Raw genomic sequence first — 16,489 nt, forward strand, 5'->3', positions numbered from 1 at the left:
ACTCGCTCGCTTCGCTCACTCATGGGGTGGCGGCTCCTGGTTCGTCGTGGACCGGCAGCAGCCCGTCGTACTCGGGCTTGAGCTTCCAGTCGGGGTCGGGCGGGCGGTGGCCGGGGCGCGGGCAGTGCGTGGAGTGCTCACCGGTCACCGGGTCGTGCAGGTAGCGCGGGCAGTTCTCGAACACCGCGGTCACGCCGACCCGCAGCACGGCCTCGGCGCCGTGGTGCGGGTGCAGCGCGTCGCGGTCGGTCAGCACCTCGCAGGTGCCGTTGACCCGCAGCTTGGCGCGCAGCGCCGGGAAGAGGAACAGCAGGCCCACGCGCCGTACGGCGGCGGCGTTGCCGAGCGTGCGGTACATGCCGTTGCCGTCGTAGCTGGGGATCTCCAGTGTCCGCAGGTCCGGCACGCGGACGAAGCCCGGCAGACCGCCCTTGTAGGAGCACTCGGGGAAGCCGTCGGGGTCGATCGTCGCGACGTACACGGTGTCGGCCCCGCGGATCCACTCGGCGTGGCCCTCCTCCAACTCGGCCAGCACGTACTTGTGCGCCAGGTGGTCCGCCAACTGCTCGCTGCCGAAACGGCGTTGGAGGTCACGGCTGCCGTCGTGGTAGAACTCCCCGGGTTTCACCGCGCCGTCCCCACCGTCACCGCAGCGCCCGCATCTGCTGCCAGACCCGGGTGTAGTACGCGTTGGCCACGCGCTCGCGGGTGAGCGCGCCCATGCCGATCTCGCGCAGCACCTCGGGGGAGTGGTGGGCCAGCGGGGTGAGCACGTTCTCCAGCCACTCGGCGCCGTGGTCGGCGTCCACGTGGACGTGGATGCGCTGGTAGAGGATGACGTCGTCCGGCACGCCGAGGCGCGCGCAGCCGTCGACCATCGCCTGGAAGCGCACCGGTGCGGTGTACTCCATGAGCCCCATCGCGGCCAGCAGGCGCGGCGTCAGGTGGCGGTGGACGCCGTACATGAGCACCAGGTTGGCGTTCTCGAACACCTCCCTGCCGCCGAGGCCGGAGACGTCGACGCCGCCGAGTTCGAGCCGGCCGCGCATGTACGTGGCCGAGTGCTCGAACAGGCGGGTGTGCATCTGCTCCAGCTTGCCCTCGCCCATCTCGTCCCAGTAGTTCTCGGCCATGGTGAGCTTGCTGGTGCCGGTCGCGCCGAGCTGGGCGAGGGCGACGAGGTCGTCGAAGCGGCTGTCGACCAGCTCCTCGGCGAGGAAGAACAGTGCGATCTCCTCGATCGTGGCCTCGTCGGCGAGGTAGCGGCAGAACGCCGGCTGGACGTGCCGGGAGCGCAGGTCGGCGAACCAGTCGGCGAGGCCCTGCGCGGTGCGCGGCAGCAGCGCCTCGTCGACCCGCTCGTCCTCCCAGCGCAGCCAGGCGTCCTCGGTGGCGACGATGACGGGGTCGGCGTTGAGGCGCGGCACCGACAGGAACGTTTCGGCGCCGCCGAGGTAGCCGGTGTAGTGGCGGTGCAGCCGCTCCATCAGGGCGAGGCGGACGGCGGTGTCCGGCTCGGTGCCGGCCGCCGGAAAAGCGGCGGCGATTTCCGCGCCGGTGTGGTCCTCCGCGACCGGCCGCCTTTCCTTTCCGGACTGGGCGTCCGTACCGGTCCCGGCGCGCGGCGGCGCGATGCTCTCAGAAATGGCCCCGGACATGCATTCCTCCTGGGTTTTCCCTCCCCGGGAATTATCCCGGGGCAGGTCGGCCTGACCGCATCTTCCAGAATGCGGTTGCGGTTCGTTCGAGCAGGGTTCGTTCCGCGCGGATCGGGCGGAAACGGACGTGCGGCTTCTCGACGGCGGACGGGCCGTTACATCACCGTGGTGCGGTAGAGCAGCCGGTGGTGGTGGCGGCTGTCGCAGGGGGTGCGGGTGTGCATGGTCGCGTCGTTGTCCCAGATGACGAGGTCGCCGACGTTCCAGTGGTGGCGGTAGAGGTAGCGCTCCTTGGTGGCGTGCGCGTGCAGGTCGTCCAGCAGCTCGGCGCCCTCCTTCTCGTCCAGCCCCACGACCCCGCTGATGATCATGCTTCCGAGCAGGAGCGAGCGGCGGCCGGTCACCGGGTGGCGGCGCACGATCGGCTGCGCCACGTCCGGGGTGCGCTCGCGCTCCTCGGCGGAGAGCGGCTTCTTGTGCGGGTTGGTGAGGAGCTCCTGGTCGACGAGGTGGGCCATGGAGTGGACGGCCCTCAGGGCGTCGATCCGCTCCCGCACCTCGGCGGGCAGCTCGTCGTAGGCCGTCGTGCTGTCCGCGAAGATCGTGTCGCCGCCCTCCTCCGGGGCGATCGCCGAGTAGAGCAGCGACGCGCGGCTCATGACCTCGCGCCAGGAGTAGTCGGTGTGCCACTCCTCCTGGTCGTCCCCGTCGTAGAGACCGATCGGCTCGCCGTTCTCGAAGATGTTGCTGATCTTCAGCACCTCGGGGTGCTCCGGCACGACGTACCGGGCGACGGGGTAGACGTCCAGCGGGCCGAACAGCCGGCTGAAGCGGACGTGGTCGGCGTGGCTCAGCTCCTGGTCCGGCAGGACGAGGACCCGGTGGCGGACGAGGTCGTCGAGGATCCGGTCGGCCGTCTCCCGGCCGACCTCCTCGCGCAGGTCGAGGCCGGTGATGCGGGCGCCGAAGACGGGGCCCAGCGGTTCGAGTGTGTAGGACGTCACGGGAAGCACCTCTCGTGTGGGGGTTCCGCAAACGGGGTTCCTCTGTCGGGTCCCTCGGCGAGTCAGAGGGTGCGCCAGTCGCGCTCCGGGTCGGCGAGGACGGCGAGGACGATCCGGCGGTAGGCGGCCACCCAGCCGGCCACCGTCGCCTCGTCGAACTCCTCGGGGTTGTACTGGACCATCCCGCTGATCTCCCCCGACGGCGCGACGCCCATGTTCCAGGCGGCGCCGCCCGGGATCTGCTCGCTCGCGTTCTCGCCCTTGGCGACCGGCACCGTCCCCTCGGAGATGAGGAACGGGTCCCCGCCCCCGGCCGAGGCGGCCAGCGTCTCGGAGAAGCCGAAGATGAAGTCGCAGTTGCGCGGGTCGGCCATCGGCGCCATCAGCGACGGCACGGCCTGCTCGACCCAGTGGATCGGCACCTCGTGGTGGTACGCCTCCAGGCAGGTGTTGCGCACCGCCGGCAGGAGCTCGCGGAAGGTGCGCGCGTCCGCGAGATCGGTGCGCAGCGCCAGGAAGTTGAGGAAGGGGCCCACGGTGTCCTGGTACTCGGGCCGGCCCCGCCCGTGCACGATCGTGTTGACGACCGGGTCGTCCGCCCCGGAGATCCGGCCGGCCAGCACGGCGAACGCCCCCAGCATCACCATGAAGCGCGAGCAGCGGGCGGCCTTGGCGAGCGCCGCCACCGCGCCCGTCGTCGCCGCGTCGAAGCGGAAGGGGTGCGCGACGTACAGCTCGGTGTGCTCGGCCGGGATCGGTCGGTCGGTCGGCAGGGTGAAGAACGGCGCGCCGTCCAGCCGTTTGCGCCAGTACGCGAGGTTCTCGGCCGCCGCGTCGCCGGACTGGTTCTCCGCCTGCCACCGCGTGTACTCGCCGTACTGGCGCAGCGCCGGCAGGGCCGGCTCGCGGCCCGTCGTCCGGGCGGCATAGCACGCGGCGAGGTCGCGGTGGATCAGCTGGAGCGCCCAGCCGTCGCACGCCGTGTGGTGGCTGACCAGGCCGAGCACCGCGTCCCGGTCGTCGAAGCGGGTGAGGAACGCCCGCAGCAGCGGCAGCCGTTCGACCGGAAGCGCCGTCGACTCGGCCTCGGCGAGCAGTTGCTGCGCCGCCGCGTCGCGCCGCGCCCAGGCCACCGGCAGGTCCCGCACGTGCAGCGGCACCCGGCCGGCCGGGCGCACCTGCTGGTACGGCGGTTCGGCGTCGCGCACGATCACCGTGCGCAGCACCTCGTGCCGCGCCACCACGTCGTCCAGCGCACCCTGGAGCGCGGCCACGTCGATCGGTCCGGTGACGCGCAGCGCCTTGGAGACCGTGAACCGGGGCCCGAACGAGCCGGAGCCCGCGTTGGCGCACCAGTGCTCCTGCTGGCTGGAGAGGGGGTGGCGGCCGGTCCCGTCCCCGGGGTGCCCGGCGGGCGGGACCGGCGCTGCGTCCTCGGTGTGCGGCACGTCGTCTCCTCGGCTCGGCTGTCGGAGTGCGGGTTCGACACTCCGACGAACGGGAGGACCGCGGTTTGGACGACGGCGGCGAAAAAACTTCAGACGTTTTCGTCGGGCGCCGGCTTGGGCTGCTCGGCGGCGGCCTCGTGGGCCCGGACGGCGCGGGCGAAGGAGCGCAGGTCGCCCGCGAGGAGCTCGGGCACCTCCAGGGCCGGGAAGTGCCCGCCCTCGGCGAACTCGCTCCACTGGACGATGTTCGGGAAGCGCCGCTCGGCGATGCGCCGCACCGGCAGGCTCCCGTCGTGCGCGAAGGCGGCGACGGCCAGCGGCACCGGCTGCGGCGGCCCGGCGACGGGCCGGCGGGCGGCGTCGGGGAGCATGTCGGCCATCTCGTAGTACAGCTGCGCGGACGAACCGGCCGTCGCCGTCAGCCAGTAGAGCGTGACGTTGGTCAGGAGCTGGTCCCGGCTGATCGAGTCGCCGCTCGTCCAGTCCCGGAACTTCTCGGCGATCCAGGCCAGTTGGCCGACCGGGGAGTCGGTGAGGCCGTAGGCGAGGGTCTGCGGTCGGGTGCTCTGGATCTTCATGTAGCCGGCCCGGCCGGTGGTCTCGAACGCGGCCAGGTGGGCGAGCCGCGCCTGGTCCGCCTCGTCGAGGCCCTCCAGGTCCTCCGGGCCGGTGGGCGGCGTCAGCAGGAACGTCACGTGCGCGCCCGCCAGGTGCTCGGGGTCGAGCGCGGCGGCGGTCAGCGAGATCCACACGCCGAGGTCGCCGCCGTGGGCGAGGTAGCGGCCGTAGCCGAGCCGGCGCATCAGCTCCGTCCAGGCCCGCGCGATCCGCGGGACGTCCCAGCCGGCCTCGGGCGCGGGGCCGGAGAAGCCGAAGCCGGGCGGCGAGGGGATGACGACGTGGAACGCGTCCGCCGGGTCGCCGCCGTGGCCGCGCGGGTCCGTCAGCAGCTCGATGACGTCCAGGTACTCGGCGACGGACCCCGGCCAGCCGTGGGTGAGGATCAGCGGCGTGGCGTCCGGCTCGGGGGAGCGCACGTGCAGGAAGTGCACGGTGGCGCCGTCGATCTCGGTGCGGAACTGCGGGAAGCGGTTCAGCCGCTCCTCCGCGGCCCGCCAGTCGAACTCCGTGCGCCAGTACTCGGCGAGCTCCTTCAGGTACTCCAGCGGCACCCCGCGGGCCCAGCCCGCCCCGGGCACCTCGGCCGGCCAGCGCACCGCGGCCAGGCGGCGGTGGAGGTCGTCCAGGTCCTCCTGCGGAACGGCGATTCGGAACGGCTGCATTTCCGGGCCTCCTCAATTCGGCGGGCGGCACGCCGCCCTTCGTCCCTGCCGCCCGGGGACGCTACCAGCGCGCTCCGGCGGTAAACAGGGATCACCGGGGCACCGCCCGGCGACAGAGCAATCTGGAAGTAGAGGCGCATTCGCGGGCCGTCAATGATGGTGCCGTCGGCCGGGCGTGCCGGTTCGGGCCGCCGTTTCGACGAGTCGTTCCCGTGCGCCGTCGATTCCCGTTTTTCCGGAAGTGCGCTCCCGTTCGCTTTTTCCGCTTCTTCTGCTCCTTCCGCCGTCGGACGTTCCAAAGAGGGGAGCACGGTGGCTACTCGAATCGGTGACCGGGCCGTGGTGCTGGGCGCGAGCGTGGCCGGGCTGCTCGCGGCCCGCCTGCTGGCCGACGCCTACCGCGAGGTCACGGTCGTGGACCGCGACGCGCTCACGTCCGCCGCCCCCCGCCGCAGCGCGCCGCAGGGCCGGCACGTCCACGGCCTGCTCGCCCGCGGCCAGCAGGTGCTGGAGGAGCTGTTCCCGGGCCTCACCAAGGAGCTCGCCGGACTCGGCGTCCCCGTCTGCGACTTCGGCACCGGACTGACCTGGTACTTCGCCGGCCGCCCGATCCGCAAGGCCGAGACCGGGCTGATCTGCGTCTCCGCGGAGCGCCCGCTGCTGGAGGCCCGGGTGCGCGAGCGCGTCCTCGCCCTCTCCAACGTCCGCCTCCTCGACCGCCACGACATCAACGGCCTCGACTCCTCGCCGGACCGCGGCCGCGTCACCGGCGTGCGCGTCCAGCCCCTCGACGGCGCCGAGGAGGTCCTCGCCGCCGACCTCGTCGTCGACGCCACCGGCCGCGGGTCGCGCACCCCGCGCTGGCTCAGGGAGCTCGGCTACCCGCAGGTGCCCCAGGAGCGGGTCAAGATCGACCTCACCTACACCACCGCCGAGTTCGCCGCCCCGCTGCCCGTCGACCCGATCGGCGACGGCGCCGGCCTGGTCTGCGTCGCCGGCCCCGGCCGGCCGCGCGGCGCCACGCTGGTGCGCCTGCGCGACCGCTACGCCCTCGCCCTGTACGGCCTGCTCGGCGAGCGCCCGCCGACCGACCCGGAGGGCTTCCTCGCCTTCGCGAAGACGATGCCCGTCCCCGAGATCCACGCGGCCGTCGAACACGCCCGGATGATCACCGAGCCGGTCTCCATGCACTTCCCCGCCAACGTCCGCCACCACTACGAGCGCGTCGAGCGCCTGCCCGACGGCCTGCTCGCGATCGGCGACGCCGCCTGCGTGTTCAACCCCATCTACGCCCAGGGCATGACCGTCGCCGCGATCGGCGCCACCGTGCTCCGCGGCCACCTGGAACGCGGCGTCCCGCCCCGCCCGCGCGAGTACTTCCGCGACCTCGCGGCCGTCATCGACGCCCCCTGGGACATGGCCGTCGGCGGCGACCTCGGCTTCCCCGAGGTCCGGGGCCGGCGCACCCTCGCCGTGCGGATGGCCAACCTCTACATGCCGCGCCTGCAGGCCGCCGCCGCCCACGACGGCACCCTCTCCACCGCGTTCCTGCGCGCCGCCGGCCTGGTCGACCCGCCGCAGGCGCTCATGCGGCCCTCGGTGGTCACCCGGGTGCTGCGCGCGCCCCGCAGGCCCCCGCTCTGACGCGCGTTCTGACGAACCCACCCGCACACGGAACTACCGGAGGTTCCCCGTGACAGCCCACCCAGAGCCCATCGTGCTCGACCCCACCGGCCGGGACGTCCACGCCGAGGCCGAACGCCTGCGCGCCCAGGGCCCGGTGGCGCAGGTCACCCTGCCCGGAGACGTCCGCGCCTGGTCGGTCGTCGGCTACGACACCGTGCGCCAGGTGCTCAACGACGAGCGCTTCGCCAAGAACGCCCACGAGCACTGGCCGGCCTTCGTGAACGGCGAGATCAGCGAGGACTTCCCGCTGATCGGCTGGGTGCTCATGGACAACATGACCACCAGCGACGGCGCCGCCCACGCCCGGCTGCGCAACCTCACCGCCAAGGCGTTCACCATGCGCCGCACCGAGGCCATGCGCCCGCGCGTCGAGCGCATCGTGGGCGAGCTCCTCGACGACCTCGCCACCGCCGCGCCCGGCGAGGTCGTCGACCTCAAGGACCGCTACGCCTACCCGCTGCCCACCAAGGTGATCTGCGAGCTGTTCGGCGTCCCCGAGCACATGCGCCGGGACGTGATGCGCGGCGGCGAGGTCAACACCGAGACGACGATCAACCACGAGGAGGCCGTCGCCAACGTCGAGTCCTGGCACAACGCGATGTACGAGCTCATCGAGATGAAGCGCAAGGAGCCCGACGACGACCTCCTGAGCATGCTCATCGAGGCCAGGGACAACGGCTCCCGGCTCAACCAGTCCGAACTCGCGGGCACCCTGCACCTGATGCTCGGCGCCGGCTCCGAGACGACCACCAACCTGCTCAGCAAGGCCGTCGTGGCGCTGCTCACCCACCCCGAGCAGTTCGCGCTGGTCCGCGACGGGAAGGTGCCGTGGCGGGACGTCATCGAGGAGACCCTGCGGGTCGAGTCCCCGATCGCCCAGCTGCCGTTCCGCTTCACCACCGAGGAGGTGGAGATCGCGGGCGTGCGGATCCCCAAGGGCGACCCGGTGCTGATCGGCTTCGCCGCCTCCGGGCGCGACCGCGGCCGGCACGGCGAGGACGCCGACCGCTTCGACATCACGCGCCCGGACAAGGAGCACCTGTCCTTCGGCTACGGCGTCCACCACTGCCTCGGCGCGCCGCTGGCCCGCATGGAGGCCGCGATCGGGCTGCCCGCGCTGTTCGAGCGCTTCCCCGACCTGGCCCTCGCCGTCCCGGCCGAGGAGGTCCAGCCGCAGGGCACCTTCCTGCTCAACGGCACCGCCACGCTGCCCATCCGCCTGACGCCCGCTTCCTGACCACCTCGAAGGAGCCCCATGAACGCGAACGCACCGGCCCGCGCGGAGCTGGTCCGCCGCGCGGCCGAAGTCGCCCCCGTCCTGCGCGCCAACGCCCCGTGGGGGGACGAGCACCGGCGGCTGCACGAGGAGTCCCTGGCGGCGCTCACCGACGCCGGGCTGTTCAGGATGCGGGTGCCGGCCCGCTACGGCGGCTACGAGACCGACGCCGCGACCTTCGTCGAGGTGATGACCGAACTCGCCCGGGGCGACGGCTCGGCGGCGTGGAACGTCTCCGCGTGGTCGATCTCGGCCTGGATGGCCTGCCAGTTCCCCGACCACGTCCAGGACGAGGTGTTCGGCGAGGACGTCCGGGTGTGCGGCGTGCTCAGCCCGAGCGCCTCCGCCGTCCCGGCCGCCGACGGCATGGTGGTCAACGGCGCCTGGCAGTTCATCAGCGGCGCGCACCACAGCGCGTGGCAGGTCGCCCTCGCGATGGGACCGACGCCGGACGGACAGGCGCAGTGGCCGCTGATGGCGCTGATCCCGCTGTCCGACCTGACGATCGTCGACGACTGGGACACCACCGGCCTGCGCGGCACCGGCAGCGTCACCACCGTCGCCGAGAACGTGTTCGTGCCGCAGGACCGCCTGCTGCCGCTCGCCCTCGTGCTCCAGGAGCAGTCCGCCTCCAAGCTCAACCCGGAGTCGGCGCTCTACCGCGCCCCGCTCATCGCGACCGGCTGCACGACCTTCACCGGCACGGCGATCGGCCTCGCGAAGTCGGCGCTCGCGACGTACCTGGAGCAGCTCGACAAGAAGATCACCTACACCGAGTACGCCTCCCGGCGCGAGGCGCCCGTCACCCACCTCCAGGTCGCCGAGGCGGCGCTGCGGATCGAGGAGGCCGAGGGCCACGCCGCGCGGCTGGCGGCCCTGGTGGACGCCAAGGGCGCGGCCGGCGAGCCGTGGACGCCGGAGGAGCGGGTGCACGCCCGCGCCTACCTCGGCCGCGTCTTCGACCGCGCCACCCGCACCGCCCGCACCCTCGGCGACGCGAGCGGCGGCGGCTCCCTCTACCTCACCGGCTCGCTCCAGCGCACCGTCCGCGACCTCCACGCGCTGAGCCTGCACGCCCTGATGCACTCCGCGACCAACACCGAGCTCTACGGCCGCGTGCTGTGCGGGCTGGCGCCCAACACCATGTACCTGTAACCGCGTTCCGCTGTCCCCGGGAGGCTTCCCGGGGACAGCGTGCTGTCGTGGCTCAAGCCGACGCGTCCTGTGTGTCCCCCGGCCAGCGGTCCACCCGGACGAGCTCCAGGATCAGCGCCGCGATGTTCCAGGCGTCGTCCTCACCCCGGTGGTGGCGCCCCTGCAAGGGCAGGCCGGCGAGCTCCAGGGCCTGCGCCATGCCGGGGCGCTTGCGCAGCCCGTACGCGTCCGCGAAGACCGCCTTGGCGTTGGTGTGCCCCTCACCGAAGGGGTACGCCACCCGGGCGTCCCGGCACTGGCGGATGAACTGCTTGCGGTCGTAGTCGCCCCAGCTGGCCCAGGCCCGTTCCCGGCCGCCGTGCTCGGCGACGAGCAGCGCGCAGGCGTCGGCGAACGGCAGACCGGTCTCGACCTCCCCCTGCGTCAGCCCGGTCAGCTCGGTGCAGAACGCGCTGACGGCCGAGCGCTGCGGCCGCACCAGGATCCGGTGGCGCCCGACGCGCTCGCGGGCTTCGAGGTCGACCACGGTCAGCCCGATCTCGATGATCTCGTTGACCGCCCCGGGCGGCACCCGGTCGTCCCAGCAGGTGGCCTCGACGTCCACCACGTTCAGCAATCGCGCGTCCATGCGGGGATCATGGGCAGCGGCCGCCGGTGCGGTCAATCGGTTATCGGCCGCGCCCGTCGGGCATGGTGCTGCCCGGTCGGCCGGCTCACCGGGCAGGGTCGCAGCGCCGCCGCCACGCCCGCCGCGAGGCGGTGAACGGGCTGCGGGCAGTTGCGGCGGCGGGTGCACCGCTGGCAACCTGACCCGGTGATCGACACGCCTGCGACGCCGGACGACCACCCCCTGGGCGGACCCGACACCCTGACCGGGCTCGCCGGGGAGGCGCGGTGACGGCCGACATCGTCCTCAACCTCTGGCGGAGCCCCGTGGGGGAGGTGCCGGCGGACGTGTGGGACCGCACCGACGTGACGGTCCTGATCCTCGCCGAGACCGGCCTCACCCACGTGCCGCCCACGGTGGCCGCGTTGCAGCGCCTACGCACCCTCGACCTCGGCCACAACCGAATCACCACCCTGCCGGCCGAGGTGGGCGATCTGACGGGCCTGCGCGACTTCCTCTACCTGCACGACAACGCGCTCACCGCCCTCCCCGACACCCTCGGCCGCCTCACCGCGCTGCGCTACCTCAACGTCGGCGACAACCGGTTGAGCGAACTCCCCTCCACGATCGGCGACATGGCATCGCTGGTGGAACTGCGCGCCCAGAACAACCGGCTCGCCGCGCTCCCCGACTCCATCGGCCGCCTCGACGCCCTGCGCGAACTCTGGCTGCGCGGCAACCGGTTGAGCACGCTGCCACCGTCCGTCGCGGGCCTGACCGGACTACGCGAACTCGAACTCCGCGAGAACGCCCTCACCGAAGTCCCGCCACCCCTGGCCGCCCTCCCCGTGCTGCGCCGTCTCGACCTGCGCAGCAACCGGATCACGGCCCTCCCGTCCTGGCTCCCCGACCTCCCCGCCCTGGAGAAGCTCGACCTCCGCTGGAACCCCGTCAGCCCCGCCGCCGCCCTGCTCGACGCCCTCACGGCCCGGGGCTGCCAGGTCCTGTACTGAGCGCGGCCGGGTCAGCCCTGGCCCGCCGACCGCTTCGCAGGAGGAAGACGGTGACCGCGGCCACGACCGCGATGGCGAACACCGCGAAGGACGCGACGGCGAACGCGTGACCGGCCGCGGCGGCCCGGGCCCGGCACCGGCCGCTCCCGTTCCACGACCTTCAGGACCCCGGGCCGTCGTCCGTCCGGCGCCGCGGGCCGAGTCGCGTTCCCGAGGGTCCCGCCCCGGTCCACCCCCGTGGGTCCGGGGCGGGACCCTCGGCTCAGGCGGTGGCGTCCTGCGGGTACCAACGGAGTTCGACGGTGTTGCCGTCCGGGTCCTGGACGTAGACGGAGGTGGCGGTGCCGCGGGCGCCGTAGCGGGGGACGGGGCCCTCCAGCACGGTGAAGACGCCCGAGTCGATGACCTCCTGCCAGTCGAGGGGCTCGACGGTGAGGCAGATGTGGTCGACGTTGGACTCGTGCCGGGGGCGGTGGACCAGGTCGATGATGGTCTCGGCGGTGACCCGGACGGACGGGAAGGACACCTTGCCCGCCCGCCACTCGTCGACCCGGACGGGCTCCAGGCCGAGGAGGCCGGCGTAGAAGGCGAGGGAGCGCTCGATGTCGGCGACGTTGAGGACGAGGTGGTCGAAGGCGATGACGCGCATGGGTGGCCCGCTCCGGGAGTGTCGTTTCCGCTGGTGACGGGATCAACGATGCTCTGCCCGGCAGTGATCATCAATGCCAGATCGTCATATGATCGTTGAGCGGAAGTCAACGATGCCGGAGGCGGCGACGAGGGGGCGGCATGCTGGAGCGGCTGGAGATCGAGGTCTTCCTCGGGCTCGCCGGGGAACTGCACTTCGGCCGGACCGCCGAGCTGCTGAACCTCAGCACCGGGCGGGTCAGCCAGGTGGTCGCGAAGCTGGAGCGCCGGATCGGCGCGCCGCTGTTCGAGCGCACCAGCCGGTCCGTCCGGCTCACTCCGGTGGGGCGGCGACTGGCCGAGGACCTCGGCCCGGTGGTGGCCGCGATGGAGGAGGCGGTGCGCCGCGCGGTGGACGCCGGCCGGGGGGTGACGGGCGAACTGCGGGTCGCGTTCATGGGGGAGTGGACGGCACCGGTGCTGCTCCGGGCGGTCGCGCTGTTCGGGGAGCGGCACCCCGACTGCCGGGTGGACGTCCGGGAGGCGCAGCTCGCCACCTCGCGGTCGGTCCTGGAGGACGGCTCGGTCGACGTCCTGGTGGCCTCCTTCCCCTTCGACGGCATGGCCACCGGGCCGGTGCTGCTGACCGAGCGGCGCGTCCTGGCGGTGCCGGCCGGGCACCCGCTGGCGGCGCAGGAGTCGGTGTCGCTCGAAGCTCTCGCGGACCACCCGGTGGTGCAGTACCCGGCGGTGACCTCGATCGGGTTCAAGCGGGACCGCACACCCGACCGCACGCCGTCCGGCCGTCCCGTGCCCAAGGGGCCGTCCGGCGGGACGTTCTCCGAGATGCTCAGCCTGGTCGCGCTGGGCCGCGGCGTCCTGCCGGTCGGCGAGCACTGCCGCCAGTACTACCCGCGTCCCGACCTCGCCTACGTCCCGATCCACGACGCCCCGCCGATCGAGCGCGGCCCGGTCTGGCTGAAGGGCAACACCACCGAGCGGGTCCGCGAGTTCGTCCGGGCGGCGGCCGAGGTGGCCGCCTCGGCGCGGTAGGGATCAGACTGCGTGCGTCGCCGCCGGGCGGTCGCAGAAGGTGCCGGACGCGAAGACGAACACCGCGTACGCGCGCTCGCCCACGGTGAACTCCGCCGCTTCGCGCATGCCCAGGTGCCGGTGGACCGCGAGCGACTTGTGGTTGGACTTCTCGACGAACAGGACGCCGTGGTCGAAGCGGTCGCGGAGGTTCGCGTCGACCGCGCGCAACAGGCTCCGCACGACCCCGCGCCCGCGGAAGTCCGGATCCACGACCACCGGCCCGTACAGGTAGAAGCGGTCCTGTGCGAGCCCGGCGTGCAGCGCGGCCTCCCAGGTCCGCCGCGGCGGCCCCTCGTCGAGCGCCGGGGAGGCGGGCGCGGTGAGCGCGGCGCCCGCGATCCGTCCGTCCTCCTCGGCGACGTAGACGCCGGTGGTGGCCTCCGTCGCGGCGAGCTTGTCCTCGTCGAAGCGGCCCTGCACGAAACCCCGCTCCGCGCGCTCCTGCGGGGAGAGTCCGTCGCCGCGGGCGGCGTCGATCAGGGCGAGCACGGTGGCGCGGTCGGCGGCGGTGGCTTTGCGTGTCGACAAGGTCATGGGATCAACCTACCCGGCGCCTGCGGCCGGGAGTTCGAAAAAAAGATCACGCCGGGCCGATCCACCGCTATGGTGGACCCCATGAAGCGCGCTGCACTCGCCACGACGACGCCGGAGAGAGTCCCGGTGCGCTGACTGCTGACCTAGTCCGAAGCCCCGGGGCGAGTGCCCCGGGGCTTCGCCGTTTCCGGATCCACTCGCCCCGCCCCCCGAGTGGAGACCACCCCATGAACGTTCACGCCCCCGCCGACGTCCACGCTGCCGACGTCCACACCGCCGCCGACGCGCACGACCACATTGCCGCGCACGACCACCGCAGGCTCGGCCGCGAGCTGGACCTCTTCGACACCGACCCCCTGATGGGCGCGGGCCTGCCCTACTGGCTGCCCGACGGCGCCGCCCTCCGGCACGCCCTGGAGGAGTACATCCGCGGCCGCGAACGCCGCGCAGGCTACCGGCACGTGTACTCGCCCGTCCTCGGCAAGCGCGAGCTGTACGAGATCTCCGGCCACTGGGCGCACTACCGCGACGACATGTACCCGCCCATGCACGTCGGTTCGGAGGAGATGGTGCTGCGCCCCAGCCTCTGCCCCCACCACGCGCTGATCTACCGCTCCCGCCCGCACAGCTACCGCGAACTTCCCCTGCGGATGGCCGAGTTGGGTGGCATGTACCGCTCCGAACTGTCCGGCGTGCTGGGCGGCCTCACCCGCGTCCGGGCGATCCAGCTGAACGACGCCCACGTCTTCTGCACCCCGGAGCAGGCCGCCGACGAGGCCCTCGCCGCACTGGAACTGATCCGCGAGGCGCACCGCGCGCTCGGCGTCGCGCCCGTCCGCTACCGCCTCTCGCTGCCCGGCGCGGGCGGCAAGTACGTGGCCGACCCGGTCCTCTGGGAGCGGGCGGTCGCGCTGCTCACCGAGGTGCTGGAGCGCTCCGGCGTGCCGTTCGAGGCGGCGCAGGGCGAGGCCGCGTTCTACGGGCCCAAGATCGACGTCCAGATCGCCGACGGCGCCGGGCGCGAGTTCACCCTCTCCACCGTCCAGATCGACTTCCACCAGCCCGAGCGGTTCGACCTGCACTACATCGGCCCGGACGGAGCCAAGCACCGGCCGGTGATGGTCCACCGCAGCGTGATCGGCAGCGTCGAGCGGGTGGTCGCCCACCTGATCGAGCTGTACGGCGGCGCGTTCCCGGCGTGGCTCGCGCCGGCCCAGATCGTGCTGGTGCCCATCTCGGAGGCCGAGGTCCCGCAGGCCGAGCGGCTGCGCGGGCGCTGCCTCGACCTCGGGCTGCGGGCCGAGATCGCCGGGCCGGAGCGCGGGAGCCTCGGGGCGCGCATCCGGGAGGCGCGCCTGGCGCCGTACCAGGCGGTGATCGGCGCTCGGGAGGCGGCGGACGGGAGCGTCGCGCTGCGCCTGCGGGACGGGCGGCGGCTCGACCCGGTGCCGGTCGAGGAGGCGCTCGCCCGGATCGGCGCGCTGGTGGCCGCGTGCAGCGGGGAGCTGTGGGAGAGCGAGCCCGCCCGCTGATCCGGCGGCATGCGCACGGGCGGCCGGCCAGCGGTGTGCCGGATCGTCAAGAGGACCCGGCCACCCGCCGAATGGGCGCGGCGGCCGAGTCCCCGGCCGCCGGAGGGGTGTCAGTACGACTGAAGCTCGATCAGGCGCCCGTCCGGGTCCCGCAGGTGGGCGCTGCGCAGGTTCGGGCCCCACTCCGGGCGGTCGGTGGCCGGCACGGCGAGGGTGCCGCCGTGGGCGAGGCAGAGGGCGAGCGCCTCGTCGACGTCGTCGACGCGGAAGACGAGCATCGCGGAGTCCTGGGCGGCGGACCGGACGGGCAGGTCGGTGCTGCCGACGGTGGCGGCCATGGCGGCACGGTCGTAGAGCACGAGGACGGCCTGCTCGTCGACGTCCCAGTTGGCGTACGGGCCCTCGGGGGCGCCCTTGACCAGGACGGCGCCGGTGAGGGGCGGCAGGACCGCGCGGTAGAAGCCGAAGCACTCGGCGAAGCGCGTGACGAGCAGGCGGGGGTACAGGGCGTCCATCGGAGCCTCCGTGGCTTCGAATATTAGTAGGTGCAGACCCACTATAGGAAGAGACCTTAGAATCCGGCCATGACCCCATCCGCGTCCCCCGAGGGCGGCATGCCGCCGAGCCTGCTCGACCTCAGCACCTACCTCCTTTCCCGGATCGGCCGCACCGCGCGGGCCCGCCTCGGCGAGCGACTGGCCGGGCGGGGGCTGCGGTTGTGGGACATGGCCGTGCTGGCCGCCCTCGCCGACTTCGGGCCGCACGCCCAGCGCGACCTCTGCGCGCGGCTCGCCCTGGACCCGAGCGACCTCGCCAAGATCGCCGACCGACTCGCCGCCGGCGGCTACGTCGAACGGGCCCGGGACGGCGCCGACCGGCGGCGGGTGTCGGTGTCCGTGACGGACGCGGGGCGGGCGCTCCTCGCCGAACTCGACGCCGAGGCGCGGTCGGTGCAGGACGAGGTGCTCGCTCCGCTGGACGCGCGGGAGCGGGAGGTCCTCCAGGGGCTGCTGCTGCGCGTCCACGGCGGACTGACGGCGGGGCGGCTCGGCCTGTGAGGCGCCAGGGCCCCTCCGCGATCAGCGGCTGCACCGGGCCGCCGAGACACACAAGAGCGCCCGGCGGTCGGCGTGTCGGGCGGCGGCCTGGCGGGTGCCCCGAAGGAGAACGGGCGCGAACCCAGGTGATCACGGCGTTCTTACGCTCAGTGATCACCGGGGTCTCGCCCCGTTCTGTCGTTATGCCGCCCGAACCGCTGTGGGGTCAGGTCGGGGTCAGCGGCCTGGAGTGGGCCTCCCCGCTCCAGGCCCGCCCGACCCACTCCGGGCCGGGGCCGTCCCGTCGGTGCGCGTCCGGGGTGACGCCTACTGGTGGGCGCCCTTGACGGTGGGCTGCGTCTTCTGGTTGTAGATCTCCTTGCCGTCTGCGTTGTAGGCGTGGACGTAGGGGTCCGGGGGGAAGGACTTCGCGTCGTTGGCAGTGGAGATGGCCGCCGTGTAGACGAACGCGCCGCCCGCCATGACGGCCGGGTACTGGGTCGGGTCGTCGCCGTAGCTGATGGTGACCTTGGC

The 16,489-nt window shown here is 73.1% G+C and carries 16 protein-coding genes and 1 pseudogene; 7 read left to right on the top strand and 10 right to left on the bottom strand.

Going from position 1 to position 16,489, the window contains the following annotated elements; genetic code table 11:
* Positions 1-19 precede the first annotated feature (19 nt).
* From PUR71_RS17050 to PUR71_RS17070, 5 genes are all read right to left on the bottom strand, one after another.
* Positions 20-628 carry a pyridoxamine 5'-phosphate oxidase family protein gene (locus PUR71_RS17050; RefSeq protein WP_329927848.1) on the bottom strand — a complete coding sequence of 203 codons (609 nt, stop codon included), beginning with the start codon at positions 626-628 and terminating at the stop codon, positions 20-22.
* 16 nt (positions 629-644) lie between these two features.
* Entirely contained in the window at positions 645-1,658 is a 1,014-nt protein-coding gene (locus PUR71_RS17055; RefSeq protein WP_329927849.1) for an iron-containing redox enzyme family protein, read from the bottom strand.
* Positions 1,659-1,813: 155 nt separating this feature from the next.
* A complete protein-coding gene (locus tag PUR71_RS17060; RefSeq protein WP_329927850.1) occupies positions 1,814-2,662 on the bottom strand; it encodes a TauD/TfdA dioxygenase family protein in 849 nt (282 codons plus the stop codon).
* Positions 2,663-2,724: 62 nt separating this feature from the next.
* Positions 2,725-4,110, bottom strand: coding sequence for a condensation domain-containing protein (locus PUR71_RS17065; RefSeq protein ID WP_329927851.1), 1,386 nt, complete (start codon positions 4,108-4,110; stop codon positions 2,725-2,727).
* Positions 4,111-4,199: 89 nt separating this feature from the next.
* Complete coding sequence (locus PUR71_RS17070; protein WP_329927852.1) at positions 4,200-5,393, bottom strand: epoxide hydrolase family protein; 1,194 nt, start codon at positions 5,391-5,393, stop codon at positions 4,200-4,202.
* Between the two features lie 312 nt (positions 5,394-5,705).
* Between PUR71_RS17070 and PUR71_RS17075 the strand changes: the two genes are divergently transcribed.
* The 3 genes from PUR71_RS17075 to PUR71_RS17085 are packed head-to-tail and all read left to right on the top strand — an operon-like array spanning position 5,706 to position 9,510.
* A complete protein-coding gene (locus PUR71_RS17075; RefSeq protein ID WP_329927853.1) occupies positions 5,706-7,037 on the top strand; it encodes an FAD-dependent oxidoreductase in 1,332 nt (443 codons plus the stop codon).
* A gap of 49 nt (positions 7,038-7,086) precedes the next feature.
* Entirely contained in the window at positions 7,087-8,316 is a 1,230-nt protein-coding gene (locus PUR71_RS17080; protein WP_329927854.1) for a cytochrome P450 family protein, read from the top strand.
* Between the two features lie 18 nt (positions 8,317-8,334).
* A complete protein-coding gene (locus tag PUR71_RS17085) occupies positions 8,335-9,510 on the top strand; it encodes an acyl-CoA dehydrogenase family protein (protein WP_329927855.1) in 1,176 nt (391 codons plus the stop codon).
* A gap of 52 nt (positions 9,511-9,562) precedes the next feature.
* Here PUR71_RS17085 and PUR71_RS17090 read toward each other — a convergent pair whose 3' ends face one another.
* Positions 9,563-10,138 (bottom strand): 3'-5' exonuclease, encoded by a 576-nt coding sequence (locus tag PUR71_RS17090; RefSeq protein WP_329927856.1) that lies wholly within the window; start codon positions 10,136-10,138, stop codon positions 9,563-9,565.
* 266 nt (positions 10,139-10,404) lie between these two features.
* Between PUR71_RS17090 and PUR71_RS17095 the strand changes: the two genes are divergently transcribed.
* Positions 10,405-11,130 (top strand): leucine-rich repeat domain-containing protein, encoded by a 726-nt coding sequence (locus PUR71_RS17095; RefSeq protein ID WP_329927857.1) that lies wholly within the window; start codon positions 10,405-10,407, stop codon positions 11,128-11,130.
* A gap of 262 nt (positions 11,131-11,392) precedes the next feature.
* On the opposite strand, the gene PUR71_RS17100 is transcribed toward PUR71_RS17095, so the two are convergent.
* The gene (locus tag PUR71_RS17100; RefSeq protein WP_329927858.1) at positions 11,393-11,779 is read right to left on the bottom strand and encodes a VOC family protein; all 387 of its coding nucleotides are present in this window, start codon (positions 11,777-11,779) and stop codon (positions 11,393-11,395) included.
* A 140-nt stretch (positions 11,780-11,919) separates the two neighbouring features.
* Between PUR71_RS17100 and PUR71_RS17105 the strand changes: the two genes are divergently transcribed.
* A complete protein-coding gene (locus tag PUR71_RS17105) occupies positions 11,920-12,810 on the top strand; it encodes a LysR family transcriptional regulator (RefSeq protein WP_329927859.1) in 891 nt (296 codons plus the stop codon).
* 3 nt (positions 12,811-12,813) lie between these two features.
* Here PUR71_RS17105 and PUR71_RS17110 read toward each other — a convergent pair whose 3' ends face one another.
* Complete coding sequence (locus PUR71_RS17110; RefSeq protein WP_329927860.1) at positions 12,814-13,386, bottom strand: GNAT family N-acetyltransferase; 573 nt, start codon at positions 13,384-13,386, stop codon at positions 12,814-12,816.
* 227 nt (positions 13,387-13,613) lie between these two features.
* Here PUR71_RS17110 and thrS point away from each other — a divergent pair, with 227 nt between their 5' ends.
* The gene (thrS, locus tag PUR71_RS17115) at positions 13,614-14,918 is read left to right on the top strand and encodes a threonine--tRNA ligase (RefSeq protein ID WP_329927861.1); all 1,305 of its coding nucleotides are present in this window, start codon (positions 13,614-13,616) and stop codon (positions 14,916-14,918) included.
* 110 nt (positions 14,919-15,028) lie between these two features.
* Here the strand turns inward: thrS and PUR71_RS17120 are convergent, their stop codons facing one another.
* On the bottom strand, positions 15,029-15,433 hold the full coding sequence (locus PUR71_RS17120; RefSeq protein ID WP_329927862.1) for a VOC family protein: 405 nt from the start codon (positions 15,431-15,433) through the stop codon (positions 15,029-15,031).
* A 69-nt stretch (positions 15,434-15,502) separates the two neighbouring features.
* On the opposite strand from PUR71_RS17120, the gene PUR71_RS17125 reads away from it, so the two are divergent.
* Positions 15,503-15,976: a MarR family winged helix-turn-helix transcriptional regulator gene (locus tag PUR71_RS17125; RefSeq protein ID WP_329927863.1), complete on the top strand. Its 474-nt coding sequence runs from the start codon at positions 15,503-15,505 to the stop codon at positions 15,974-15,976.
* 306 nt (positions 15,977-16,282) lie between these two features.
* Here PUR71_RS17125 and PUR71_RS17130 read toward each other — a convergent pair.
* A pseudogene (locus tag PUR71_RS17130) lies at positions 16,283-16,489 on the bottom strand (hypothetical protein); the annotation flags it as partial.

Source organism: Streptomyces sp. SP17BM10 (genome assembly GCF_036322405.1).
Classification (GTDB): Bacteria; Actinomycetota; Actinomycetes; order Streptomycetales; family Streptomycetaceae; genus Kitasatospora.